The 13,095-nt window shown below is 71.4% G+C and carries 8 protein-coding genes; 3 read left to right on the top strand and 5 right to left on the bottom strand.

From position 1 onward, the window contains the following. Positions 1–58: 58 nt before the first annotated feature. Both ACWH49_RS16610 and ACWH49_RS16605 read right to left on the bottom strand, forming a co-directional pair. Entirely contained in the window at positions 59–2,722 is a 2,664-nt protein-coding gene (locus ACWH49_RS16610) for an ATP-binding protein (RefSeq protein WP_448172465.1), read from the bottom strand. A 19-nt stretch (positions 2,723–2,741) separates the two neighbouring features. Then, positions 2,742–3,524 carry a SapC family protein gene (locus ACWH49_RS16605; RefSeq protein WP_448172464.1) on the bottom strand — a complete coding sequence of 261 codons (783 nt, stop codon included), beginning with the start codon at positions 3,522–3,524 and terminating at the stop codon, positions 2,742–2,744. A 173-nt stretch (positions 3,525–3,697) separates the two neighbouring features. Here ACWH49_RS16605 and ACWH49_RS16600 point away from each other — a divergent pair, with 173 nt between their 5' ends. Continuing rightward, positions 3,698–6,277 carry a fused MFS/spermidine synthase gene (locus ACWH49_RS16600; RefSeq protein ID WP_448172463.1) on the top strand — a complete coding sequence of 860 codons (2,580 nt, stop codon included), beginning with the start codon at positions 3,698–3,700 and terminating at the stop codon, positions 6,275–6,277. A 306-nt stretch (positions 6,278–6,583) separates the two neighbouring features. Here ACWH49_RS16600 and ACWH49_RS16595 read toward each other — a convergent pair whose 3' ends face one another. Both ACWH49_RS16595 and ACWH49_RS16590 read right to left on the bottom strand, forming a co-directional pair. Next, positions 6,584–8,728: an ATP-binding protein gene (locus ACWH49_RS16595; protein WP_448172462.1), complete on the bottom strand. Its 2,145-nt coding sequence runs from the start codon at positions 8,726–8,728 to the stop codon at positions 6,584–6,586. 27 nt (positions 8,729–8,755) lie between these two features. Then, positions 8,756–10,306, bottom strand: a complete 1,551-nt coding sequence (locus tag ACWH49_RS16590; protein ID WP_448172461.1) for a methyl-accepting chemotaxis protein — start codon at positions 10,304–10,306, stop codon at positions 8,756–8,758. Positions 10,307–10,429: 123 nt separating this feature from the next. Between ACWH49_RS16590 and ACWH49_RS16585 the strand changes: the two genes are divergently transcribed. After that, entirely contained in the window at positions 10,430–11,206 is a 777-nt protein-coding gene (locus ACWH49_RS16585) for a TetR/AcrR family transcriptional regulator (RefSeq protein ID WP_448172460.1), read from the top strand. On the opposite strand, the gene ACWH49_RS16580 is transcribed toward ACWH49_RS16585, so the two are convergent. After that, positions 11,110–12,042: a sterol desaturase family protein gene (locus tag ACWH49_RS16580; protein WP_448172459.1), complete on the bottom strand. Its 933-nt coding sequence runs from the start codon at positions 12,040–12,042 to the stop codon at positions 11,110–11,112. The genes ACWH49_RS16585 and ACWH49_RS16580 overlap by 97 nt on opposite strands. Before the next feature lie 156 nt (positions 12,043–12,198). On the opposite strand from ACWH49_RS16580, the gene ACWH49_RS16575 reads away from it, so the two are divergent. Then, a complete protein-coding gene (locus ACWH49_RS16575) occupies positions 12,199–13,092 on the top strand; it encodes a LysR family transcriptional regulator (protein ID WP_448172458.1) in 894 nt (297 codons plus the stop codon). Positions 13,093–13,095: the final 3 nt, after the last annotated feature.

The following is a 13,095-nucleotide window of genomic DNA, read 5'->3' as shown; positions in this document are numbered from 1 at the left end:
AGGTACCCAGCCATAAAACTAGGGGGGCCGGGGTGGTGCCGGGCAGCGCGGCCGGTCCCTACCGGCTGATCGTCAGCAGCCCGCTCGCCCGCGCAATCGCGACGGCCTCGGCCCGGTCGTTGGCCGACAGCTTGTGCAGCACCGCGGAGACGTGGTGCTCCGCCGTGCGCAACGCCACCCCGAGCCGGGACGCGACCTCGGTGTTGTTCAGCCCGTGCGCCAGCAGTTCGAGCACCTGCCGCTCGCGCGCGGACAGGGCGTGCGCCGCACCCCGAGCACCGGTCGGTGCGCGACGCTGGCGGCCAGGCAGGGCGATCGCGCCGCCCCGCGCGCGGGCCAGGCGGTGCACCGCCACCTCGGCGGCGCCGGCGCCGATCCGCCGGCAGATCTCCAGCGCCTGGCGCAGCGCCGCGTCCGCGTCGGCGTCCGACCCGCGCTGTGCGGCGTGCAGCCACGCCAGCGCGGCTTCGTTGGGCGCGCCCAGCCGCAGCCAGGCCTGGGCGGCGGCGGCGGGATCGCCGTCGAGTTCGAGACGCCAGGGCGCGGCGGCGTGCGCCGGCAGCACCTGGGTGGCGTCGCCGGCGCGGCGACGCCAGGTCGCGAACTCGCCGGCCTCCCAGGCGTTCACGCCGGCGCCGGGCAGGCCGCGCAGGCGCTCGAGCGCCGCCACGCAGGCCGCATCGTCGCCGCGCAACCAGGCGGCCTCGGCCAGTGCCGAGACGAGCGGCGCGATGCGCTGGACCTCGCCGGTGGGCAGCGCGAGGGCCAGCGCCTGCTCGAGCAGTTCGGTCGCGTCGGGGTCGCCGCGGCGTATGTGCACCTTGGCCTGCACGGTCAGCGCCGGCAGCCGCATCACCGCGGTCAGGCGCGGCGTCGCCAGCACCTCGTCGGCGATGCGTTCGGCTTCGGCCAGGCGTCCCTGCTCCAGCCGCAACTGCGCCAGCCAGCCGACCAGGTAATGGGTCCAGGCGTCCAGGTCGTGACGACGGTCGAAGGCGATGCCTTCGGCGAGCCAGTGCTCGGCGCGGGCATAGTCCTTGAACACCACGGCATGCTCGCTGACGTTGGTGTAGACCCGCGCCGCCTGCTCGTGGAAGCCGTTGTCCAGCGCCAGCGCCAGGCTCTGCTCGAGCCGCGCCTGACCGCCGGGCCGGCCCGCGAACATCTCCGCGGTGCCGACGTTGTTGAGCGCGTGGCACAGGATCTCGGCCTGGCCGAGCTGGCATGCCAGCGCGATGGCGCGCTCGCCCCAGTGCACCGCGAGATCGGTCTGGTCCTGCAGCATGTAGTGCTGCGACCGCACGCTGTACGCCCACGCGAGCTCCGGCCCCGGCGGCAACGGCTCGAGCGTCGCGACCGCCTCCTCGGCGTAGCGCTCGGCCAGCCCGCTCTCGCCGCGGTACCAGTGCAGCCGCGCGAGCCAGCGCAGGTTCAGGCCGATCTTGTCGATGCGGCCCTCGGCGCGCCACAGCGCGATCGCCTGGTGCCGGGCGTCGATCACCTGGTCGTCGATGGCGAGCGACAGGCCGGCTTCGTACGACCAGCTCTCGAACAGCTGCGCGCGCATGGCCGGCGGCGCATCGTCGGCGAAGCGCAGCGCGACCGCGAGCTGGAGCGCCGCCTCGCGGTGCGAGCCGACGGCCGCCGCCTCGGTCGCGGCGTGCGGCGCCAGCCGGAGCACCTGCGCGGCGTCGCCCGCCTCGGCCGCGTGATGGGTCAGGCGCGAGAGCGACACCGCCATGCCGGCCGGCGCCGCGGCCAGCGCCGCCAGCACGCTGGTGTGGCGCGCCCGGCGCTGTGCCGGCGTCAGCGCGTCCAGCACGGCGCGGCGCGCCAGCTCGTGGCGGAAGGCCAGCGCCCCGTCGTGCTCCGCCAGCACGCCGCGCTCGATGCAGGCGTTCAGGGCGTCCTGTTCGCGCGGCAGCAACGCATGCACCAGCCAGAGCTCGGCCCAGCCGGGGATCACGCACAGCGCGACCAGCACCTCGCGCTGCAACCGCGTCAGGCGGGCCAGGCGGCGGTGGACCGCGTCGCGCACGGTGCTGGGCACGCCGTGCTGCGCGTCGACCACGCCGCTGGCGAGCACCTCGGTCACGAAGAACGGGTTGCCGCCGGTGGCGGCATGCAGGCCGGTGTCGGGCCGCCCGGCGACCCGCGCCAGCGCCGCGACCGCCGCGGCCGACAGCGGTTCCAGCGCCAGCCGCGCCACCGACCAGGGCGGCAGGTCGTTCAAGGCCTGGCGCAGCGGGTGCTCGGGCCCGAGGCCATCGTCGCGGAAGGTCAGGACGAGCAGGACCGGCAGCGTGCCGATGCGCCGCGACAGGTACTTCACCAGGTCCAGCGTGGCCTGGTCGGCCCAGTGCACGTCCTCGATCACGACGACGGCGCCGCCGCTCGTCGCGCCGACGAGGTCGAGGAACGACGAGAACACGGCGTCGGCCGAGGCGATGTCGTCCAGCCGTTCGCGCAGCGGCACCGGCAGCCGCCGGGCGACGGCCATGTCGTGCAGCGGGCCGAGCGGCCGGGGCGACGGCAGGTCCTCGCAGCGGCCCTGCAGCACGAGCGGGCCATGCGGCAGCGCGGCGAGGAGGTGCTCGATCAGCGTCGACTTGCCGATGCCCGCTTCGCCGCAGACCAGCAGCGTCCCGCCGCGGCCTCGGCGTGCCTGATCGACCGCCTCGGCGGCGAGTCGCAACGGCGTTTCGCGCTCCAGCAGGCCCATCCGGCGGCGTGACTGCGGATCACTCGGGGTGGTCTGCGACCTCCGCCTGTTGGGGAGGGGCCGCCTCCTCGCTCGCGGCCAGGGTGCCGAACAGGCGGTCCTTGACCTCGTCGAAATTGCGCATCGAGTACAGGTGCAGGTAGAGCAGTTCGAGTTCGTCGGTCCTCGCCAGCGTGGCCAGCGATTCGGCATCGAGCGCGCGCAGCTTGGCGCGGTTCACGCCGAGGAAGCCGTTGAGCGTGAATTTGCTGCCCTGCGGCGAGACCACCTGCGCCTGCAACGGCTCGAGCAGGCCGAGTTCCTTGATGCGCTGGCCGAACTGGCGGGTGCGCTCGAACTGGGCCTGGTACTCCTGCAGGAACTTCAGCACCGCGTCGACGTACGGCGCCGGCTGGCCGTCGTCGCCGAACAGGCGCTGGCCGAGGCCGTCGCGGTTCAGGCCGGGGTACGACTCGTCGATGCACAGCGTCAGCGTCTTGCCGTCGGTGCTGGTCGAGAACACGAACGGGTAGCGGCGGATGAAGGCGGGAATGTATTTGGCCTTCCACTGCGCGTCCTGCGACAGGTACAGGTTCTGGTCGGAGCGGATGCCCAACACGACCGCGGGCACGACCTCGTCGCCCGCCGCGGTGAACACGATCGCGTACTCGGCGGCCGCGCGCAGGAATTCGACCGCCATCAGCGGCACGGCGTTGATGCCGGCGCTGAAACCGTAGCCCGACGTCGCCTGCACCGACGCGGTGCGGTGGCGCGCGCTCGACACCGGAATGGCGCTCTCGTAGATGAGCAACTGCTTCGTCATCTTCATCCTCCTGGGGTGGGGCGGCGATTGGAAGTGTCAACAAATAGTTACCGCGACAAATCGTATACCAACATGAGTACCTCGCCATACCCATCTTCCCCCACGAACGCGCGTCACACGGTTGTCACGCGACGCGGCGACCATGCGCCGCTTCGTCCCGCGTCGATCGCACGATGCCCATGCACTCCCCCGCCGGCGGCCGGCCCCACCCGGCCGGATCGGCCTCGCTCGCGCTGATGGCGGCGTCCGGCTTCGCCGGGCTGGGCTACCAGATCGTCTGGACGCAGCAATGCGCGCTCTGGCTCGGCCATGAATCGGCGGCGGTGCTCGCCGTCGTCGCGGCGTTCTTCGCCGGCCTGGCGCTGGGCGCCCGGGTCGCCGGGCCGCGGCTCGCGCGCAGCCGCCAGGCCCTGCGCTGGTATGTCGGCTGCGAGCTGACGATCGCGTCGTGGGGCCTCGTGCTGATGGCGGGCGTCGAGCCGGTCAGCCGCGGGCTGCTGGCGCTGATCGGCCCGCAGCCCGCGGCGGCCTGGCAGTGGAGCATCGCGTTCGCCGGCACGTTCGTCCTGTTGCTGCCCGCGACGGCCGCCATGGGAGCGACGCTGCCCGCGATGGAGCGCATCGGCGCAGGCTTGCACGCGCAGGGCCGCTCGATCGCCGCGCACTATGCGGCCAACACCGCCGGTGCGGTGCTCGGCGTGTTGGCGAGCGCGTTCTGGCTGGTGCCGGCGATCGGCCTGCTCCGCACCGCCGCGATCTGCGTCGCGATCAACCTCGCCTGCGCCGGCGCGGCCTGGTGGGCGCTGCCGCGGGAGCTCACGCCGCTGCAGGCCGCCGGGCACGCCGCGACCGCGCCGCGGCGCAGTGCGTTGCTGCGCCTGGCGGCGACCGGGCTGCTCGGCATCGGCTACGAGGTGCTGGTGGTCCGGGTGCTGAGCCAGGTCGACGAGGACACGGTCTACACCTTCGCGATGCTGCTGGCCATCTACCTCGTCGGCAGCGCGCTCGGGGCGGCGTGGTACGCGCGGCGGGCCCGCACCGATGCGGCCGACTCCGATCGGCTGCTGGGCGCGCTCGCCGCCGCGTGCCTGCTCGGTGCCGCCAGCCTGTGGGGCGCACAGGCCCTGCAGCACGCGGTCCGGCAAGCGCTGGGACCGGGGATGACAGCGGCACTGGGCGCCGAAGCGATGCTGGCGATCGCGGCCTTCGCGCTGCCGACGATCGCGATGGGTGCCCTGTTCAGCCACCTGGCCGCGGCCGCGCGGTCGGCCGGCGCCAGCCTGGGCGATGCGCTCGCCGCCAACACGCTCGGCGCGGCGCTCGCGCCGTTGGTGTTCGGCGTGCTGGTCGCGCCATGGCTCGGCCCGAAGGCGGCGCTGCTGCTGATCGCGGCCGGCTACCTGCTGCTGGTGCGGCGTCGGGCGTGGCACGCGCCGGCCGCGTGGGGCCCGGCGCTCGCCGCAATCGCGCTGCTCGTGCTGGCGCCACCGCTGGCGTTCGTCGACGTGCCGGCGGGCGGGCGCGTCGTCAGCTACCGCGACGGGGCGATGGCGGCGGTCAGCGTCGTCGAGGATGCCGAAGGCGTCGCCCGCCTGCGCATCAACAACCGGCAGCAGGAAGGCTCGAGCGCCTCGCGCTTCGTCGACGCCCGCCAGGCCCTGCTGCCGCTCCTGCTGCACCCGGGGCCGCGGCGCGCGCTGTTCCTCGGCCTGGGCACCGGCGTGACGGCGTCGGCTGCCGCGGAAGACCCCACCCTGCAGGTCGATGCGGTCGAGCTGCTGCCCGAGGTGATCGCCGCCTCGGCCGAGTTCACGCACCCCGACAACGGATCGCAAGCGCCCGCCGGCCGGCTGCACGTGATGGCCGCGGACGCGCGGCGTTTCGTGCGCGTCAGCCCGAACCGCTACGACGTGATCGTGTCCGACAACTTCCACCCGGCACGCAGCGGCTCGGGCGCCCTGTACACCATCGAGCACTTCCGTGCCGTGCGCGACCGGCTCGCCGACGGCGGCCTGTTCTGCCAATGGCTGCCGCTCCACCAGCTCGACCTGTCGTCGCTGCGCAGCATCGTGCAGTCGTTCCTCCAGGTCTATCCCGACGGCGCCGCCATGCTCGCGAGCAACAGCCTGGACACGCCCGTGATCGGCCTGATCGGCCGCCGCGGCGCCGGCACGCTCGGCCTCGCCCGGGCCCGCGAGCGCCTGGCCCGATCGACGTGGCCCGGTGCGCTGTCGGAGCTCGGGCTCGACGACGAGTACGCCCTGCTCGGCAGCCTGGTTGCCGGCCCGGCCGCGCTCGCGCAGTTCGCGGCCGGCGCGCCCGCCAACACCGACGACCGGCCGGTCGTGAGCTACCAGGCGCCGCGGCTGACCTACGCGCCGGATTCGACGCCGCGCGCGCGGCTGTTCGCGCTGCTCGAGGCGTGGCGCGTGGCGCCTCGCGAGGTGCTGGCCGGCGCCGACAGCGCCGACGAGCTGCGCCGGCTGCAGGACTACTGGCTCGCGCGCGACCGCTTCATCGTCGCCGGGCGCGATGTGACGCCGTCGCCGGACGTGCGCGCGATGCTCGCGCAGGTGCGTGCGCCGCTGCTCGACGTGGTGCGGATCAGCGCCGATTTCCGCCCGGCGGCCCAACCGCTGCGGCGCATGGCCCGCGCGCTCGCGGCCACCGACGCGCCGGCCGCCGACGCGTTGCTGGCCGAGTTGCAGGCTGCTCAGCGGCCCGTGTCGTCGAGGCCGTTCACGCGCCCGTGACCGGCCGGGACACCCAGTGCGACAGATCGCCGCCGAGCGTGCGCACCCGATCGGCCAGGTGCAGCGACGTGCCCTTCAGGAACTTCGCGGCGAGCACGGGGCGCTCGATCAGGGATGCGGCGTGTACTTGACGATGGTGCCGAGCCGCGGGAGACCCAAGCCCGCCTGGAGTGCACCGGCGCCGACCACACCGAACGGGCACAGCGTCAGGACCAGCGTGGTCGACATGACGCGGCGCGACCCGAGCGCGGCCACCAGCGCCGCCACTCGCACCGGCCCCGCGAAGCGTGAACGCCGACGCCGGCTTCACCCGCGCGTCGCGATGTGCTCCCGCTGCAGCAGCGATTCGAGCGCGCGTCGCAGATCCGCGATGCCGAACGGCTTCGTCAGGCAGGCGTCCATGCCGGCCGCCAGACAGTCGTCCAGCTCTTCCGTGTCCAGCGTCGCCGTCGTGGCGAGCAGGCGCAGCGCAGGTTGGGGATGGAGCGCGAGCGCTTCGCGCCGACGCAGCTCCCGGGTCGCCGACAGGCCGTCCAGTTCGGGCATGTTGACGTCCATCAGCACCACATCGAAGGGCTCGCCCGCGATGCAATCGAGCGCCTCGCGCCCGTTGCAGGCGACGACGGCGGTGGCGCCGAGTTCCGCCAGCATCGCCTGCACGACGACCTGGTTGACGGGGTTGTCCTCGGCGACGAGCACATGCACGCCGCTGAGCGGCCCGAGCGACGATGCGTCGGACGCTTGCACGGCCGTCGCACCTGCGATGTCGGGTGCGACGAAGGCTTCGAGGGACTTGCGGCGCACCGGCTTGTACAGCAGGTGGCCCGACGCCGGCAGGCCGACCAGCGCGTCGGCGCCCAGCGGCGTCAGGATGGCGATGCGGCGGCCCGCTTCGGCGTGCCGCGAGATCCAGCCTGCGACGTCCGGCATGGTCAGCAGCGGCGCGTCGATCAGCAGCATCGTGCACCGTTGCAGCTCGGCGTCGTCGGGCAAGCGATCGAGGATCACCGGATCGACCTTCAACTCGTTCAGCAAGGTCTTCAGGTGACGCTGCAAGCCCGTGTTTGCCGTCGCCAGCAGAACATCCGCGCGATGGGCGGCCCCCGACAGCACGACGTCGTCGGAATGGGGCGTGAGCGGCACGACGACCGAGAAGCGGCTGCCCTCGCCGACGACGCTGCGGACTTCGATCCTGCCGCCCATCAGCCGGCACAGCTCTTGGGCGATGCTCAGGCCCAGCCCGGTGCCGCCGAAGCGTCGCGTCACGCTCAGATCGGCCTGGACGAAGGCGTCGAACAACGCTTGTTGCTGCGCCTGCGCGATCCCGGGGCCTGAATCGACCACCTCGATCCGCATCCAGCGCTTGGTGTCTCGGCCCGAATGCGCACCGCCCTCTTGCGGGTCCATCGACAGATGGATGTGCACGCCGCCGCGCTGCGTGAACTTGACGGCGTTGCTGACCAGGTTGTTGACGACCTGGCGCAGTCGCAGCGGGTCGCCGAGGAACGATTGCGGCACGTCGGGGTTGCAGCTGGAGGAGATCTCGATCCCCTTCGCGAACGCCTGCATCGAGTAGAGCTCGTTCGATTCGAAGACGATGCCGCGCAGGAAGACGGGCTGCAGCTCGAGGCGAACCTTGCCCGCATCGAGCTTGGCGAAGTCGAGCACGTCATTGACCAGCGCAAGCAAGGTCTTGGCGCTCTGGCGCTGCATGCTCAGCAGCTGCACCCGTTGGGCGTCCGACAGCCCCTTGGCATCGAGCACTTCGGCGGCGCCGATGATGCCGGTCAGCGGCGTGCGGATCTCGTGGCTCATGTTGGCCAGGAAGCGCGCCTTGAGTTCGGCCGCTTCACTGGCCGCGCGGCGCGCCGTCTCGAGCGCGTGCGCGACGCGCGCACGACCGCGCATCGCGACGATGATCAGCCACAGCGCGAGCAGCTCCGAGCCGACCACCGCGACGACCTTTCGCCACGGCTCCACCTCCGTCGTCGCCGGAAAGGGAAACCAACTCGGGTGGACATGCAACACCGAGACGGTGGCGACGAACGCGAGGACTGCGCCGATCGCCAGCAGGTGCATGCCGGCGCCCGCCAGGATGAACGGCACGATCGACAGCCACCACGCGGCCGCCGGCAGGTCCGGGCCCTGCTTGAGCGTCGTCCAGGTCAGCCAGGCGAACAGCAGCGTGGCCAGCACGCGCAGCGGCCACGCGAACGATTGCACGCGCCAGCAAAGCGCCACGCCGGCAGCGACGAGAACCAGCACGGCCGCGGCTTCGACGGCGTCGGCGCCGGCGCCGCGGAACCAGAACGTCACCGCGTAGAAAGTCAGGCCGAACATCGCGAAACCGGCGAACGTGTAGAACAGCCACTTCTGCGTCGCCTCGTCGAGGTCGGTCGCCGTCGGCAGCTGGATCGGTGCCAGAAGTGTCTTCCTGAATCGCTGCGACATCGACACGTCCGCACCCTCCAAAAGCGGTCAGCCTTCGATCTTGAACACCGCGACCGTGCGCGACAGGTGGGCCGCCTGCACCCGCATGCTCTCGGCGGCCGCCGCGGACTCTTCGACCAGCGCGGCGTTCTGCTGCGTGACCTGATCGAGCTGCGTCACGGCCTGCCCGACCTGGTCGATGCCCTGGGACTGTTCGGTGCTCGCCGAGGCGATCTCTCCCACCAGCTCGTGAACGCGGCGCACCTGATGGACGATCTCCGTCATTGTGCGCCCGGCCTCGGCGACCAGCCTGCTGCCGTCGTCCACCCGGCTCACGCTCTGTTCGATCAGGCCCTTGATCTCCTTTGCGGCGGCGGCGCTGCGCTGGGCGAGCGAGCGCACCTCGGTCGCTACCACCGCGAAGCCGCGCCCTTGCTCGCCGGCGCGTGCCGCCTCGACCGCCGCGTTCAGCGCCAGGATGTTGGTCTGGAACGCGATGCCGTCGATCACGCCGATGATGTCGCCGATCCGCGTCGAGCTGGCGGTGATCGAGTCCATTGTCGCGACGACTTGGCCCACGACGTCGCCGCCCTGCTCGGCGACGGCCGTGGCGCCCGCCGCGAGTTGCGACGCGGTGCGCGCGTTGTCCGCGTTCTGCTTCACGGTCGAAGTCAGCTGCTCCATCGACGCCGCCGTCTGCTGCAGGCTCGAGGCCTGCTCTTCGGTGCGCTGGCTCAGGTCCAGGTTGCCCGTGGCGATCTGCGCCGACGCCGTGCCGACGGACTCGACGCCGGTACGCACGTCGCCGACCACGACGCGCAGCTTCGTCACCATCGCGCCCAGCGCGCGGGTGAGCTGAGCGAGTTCGTCCCGGCCGGCAGCCGTCGGTGCGCGGGTCAGGTCGCCGGCGGAGACCGCCTCGGCCAAACCGACCGCGTCGGCGAGCGGCCGGGAGATGGCACCGCTGATCACGACGCCGAGCGCCACCGACAAAGCGACCGCAAGCAAGACGGCGACGCCGACCCCGATCCGGCTGTTGCGGTAGATGCGCCGGGCGACTTCGGCATCGGCGGTGGCCTGCTGATCGTTGTAGTCACTCAGCTTCTTGATCGCGGTCAGCGCGGCATCGAAATGCCGGGACGCTTCGGCAGGCGTGACCAGCGCCGCCGCCTCGTCCCGCTTGCCCGCCGCGGCGGCGGCGGCGACCTGGTCCGTCACGCGGGCGTAGGCCGACCACGAGAGCATCGCCTGGTCGTACAGCGCGCGCTCGGCGGGGTCCGCGATCGCCGCAGCGTAGTCGCGGCGCGCGGCCTCGAATTCGGCCTTGGACGACTCGAGCTTGGCGAGCGCTTTGGGCATCGCCTCCGCGTCGCTGACCAGAAGGCGGAACTCGCGCTGCCGCAGGAAGATGGCCGCCCCGTACATCCGCAGACTGTCGCGCACGCCGGGCAGGCGAAAGCTCAACACCGATTCGGTCTGCGCATTCACGCGACCGAGTTGCAAGACCGACAGCGCGCCGAGGATGGCGATCAGCAACAGCACGAGGGAAAAGGCGAACGTCAGTTTTCCACGGACGGTCAGGGCATTCAACAGCTTCACGGAGCTCTCCAGGTTCGTTCGGGCACTTCATGACTTCGGCAACGCGGGCCGAAAGTGAAGCAATGCGTCTCTGTACATTTACTCGTATTTTTACGGTCAATTCCGCAGCTACACTCCAAAATGATGAAGCCCAGCCGCAAGAAGGCGCCCGCGCCCGCGCCGGAAGCCGCCCACGCCCGGGTCCGACGGGGCAGCCTGGCCGACGCCGACCGCACCCGCGACGAGCTGCTCGCCGCCGCCGCCCGCCTGTTTGCGGAACGCGGCCTGGTCGGCGTGACGATCCGCGCCGTCGCTGCGCTGACCGGCATGTCCCCGATGACGCCGTACCGGTACTTCCCCAGCAAGTCCGACCTGCTCGCCGGGCTGTGGCAATCGGTGATCGCCGAAGTGCACGCGGCGATGAAGGCGGCGGTCGACGAGGCCGTCGGCGCACGGGCACGCCAGCGGGCCTCGCTCGACGCGTTCCTCGCGTACTGGGAGGATCACCCCGACCATTACCGACTCGTCTACATGACCGAGCAGGCCACGCGAGCGCCCGCGCAGGGGGATGACCGGCCGTCGCTGGCCGGCTCGCCGATCTATCGCGAGATCCTCGAACTGGTGCTCGAGATCACCCGCGATCTCGCCACCGAGCTCGGCGTGGACATGACGCACGCCAAGCTGGCGGGCGACGTGCGCTTCATGATGCTGCTGGGCTACCTGAACAGCCAGCTCGTGAACCGGCGTTACCCGTGGTCGGAACGTCAGCTGCTTCGCGCGGCCTACATCGAACAGATCCTGGCCACCGTGGAACGGTGCCTGCGCTACGGACCGGGCCACGAGCCCGTCGCCCCGCCGGCGCGCGCCACGGGCGGCCGCAAGGCCCGGCCCAGGTCGCCGTCGACCTCCGCTTCCGCATAAGCGGCCCCGCCGGTCGCCAGCGCGGACTGGGCGCGTCGCGACCGGATCAGCGGGTAGAACATCTCGACGAACCAGCGCTCCTTGCCGTACACCCGATCGTCCTGCAGACCGACGTGCGCCGGATAGCGACGCGTGATCTTGGCGGTGCCGAAGAGCATGTCCCAGACGAACAGCAGGTTGCCGAAGTTGCCCTTGTAGTGGCCGATGCCATCGTCGTTGGTCAGCGCGTGGTGCGCCCAGTGCGTCGCCGGTGTCGAGATCGTGCGCTCCAGGACCCAGGCGAGCGGGTGCAACCACCGGATGCGGTACAGCGGCTCGTCCCAGCGGACGGCGCTGTGCGCGCCCAGGATGACGGTGAGCTTGACGACGATGTAGACCAGGTAGACCGTGCCGAACCCCAGGTAGATCAGCACGCCGGACGCCCACAGCCCCGGCATCATCAGGTAGTAGAAGAAGTTGTTGCGGTAGGTGACGCGGATGCTCATGTAGTGCGCGGTGTGGTGCGCCCGGTGCAGCGGCCACAACAGCGGCGTGTGCGACACCCGGTGCCAGGCGTACTGCGTCAGGTCATCGGCGAGCAGCAGCACGCCGGCCATCGCCCACCAGGGCCAGTGCGCCCACGCGTTGCGCTGCGCCGGCATGAGCCACTCGCAGAGCTGGCCGGTGATCGCGAAGATGAGTGGCTGCGACACCGCGACGAGGCTGAGGAACATGAACAGCTCCAGCTTCGTGTCGTCGCGTGTGGCGTGGAAGTCCTTGTGCCGGCCCGACGCGATCTCGAGCCCGGCAAACGTGGCGATGATCGCCGCAAGGACGATGTTCTGGATCAGGGGCATGGTGTCTTCTTGTCCCGGTCGGGTGTGCCGGGCGTGCGCCTGCGATCGGCGTGATGTGAAGGTTCGGACGGATTTTCACGATCGATGCTCATTGAGTCCAATGCATTGCAGAGCTAATATCGATGCAAGCACTGCAACAGCAGCGGGAGGAGCGGCTTGGACATCAAGCGTTGGAATCACGTCGTGGCCGTGGCCGACCGGCGCAGTTTCGCGCGCGCGGCGGAACAGGTGCATCTGAGCCAGCCCGCGCTGACCCGCAGCATCCAGGCGGCCGAAGCCGAACTGGGCCTGCGCCTGTTCGACCGGGGCACCCAGGAAGTGCTGACCACGCCCGCCGGCGAGTTCGTCGTGGCGCGAGCACGGGAGCTGGTGTTCAACAGCCGCTGCCTCGAACGCGATGTCGAGCTGTACGCCAACCGCGAGCTCGGCGACACCGCCTTCGGTTGCGGCCCGTTCCCCGCCGCGACGTTCATGCCGTCGCTGCTGGCGGGCCTGCGCCGCGATTTCCCACGCATCAACCTGCGCCTGCAGGTCAGCAACTGGGAGTTGTTGCTGGCGCGATTGCGCGACGAGGACATCGAGTTCTTCGTCGCGGACACGCGTGACCTGCCGGCCGACGCCATGCTCAAGATTCGCCCGCTGCGTCGGCAGCCCGGCGGGTTCTACGTCCGGTCGGGCCACCCGCTGCCGGTGAAAAAGCCGGTCGGCCTGGCGCAGATCTGGCGTTACGGCGTCGCGACGGTCCGGCTGCCGAAGGAAGTGCGCCTGGTCGTGAGCCGGATGCTCGACCTGGCGTCGCCCGCGGCGTTGTCGCTGGCGCTGGAATGCGACCACGTGGATTTGCTGAAGGCGGTCGCGCTGGAAAGCGACACCGTGCTGGCCGCGCCGCTCTCGGCCCTGACCGCGGAGATCGAGGCGGGAACGCTGCGAGAACTCTCCGTGATCGGGCTGCCGAAGCTGGAGTCGAACATGGGCATCGTGACCCTGCGCGGCCGCACACCGTCCCCGATGGCGGACCTGATCATCCGGCGCCTGCCGACCTCGGTCTAGCGG

The sequence above is a fragment of the Rhizobacter fulvus genome (genome assembly GCF_964020785.1).
Note: the sequence above shows the minus strand (reverse complement) of the source record. Positions and strands in the feature narration are given on the sequence as shown.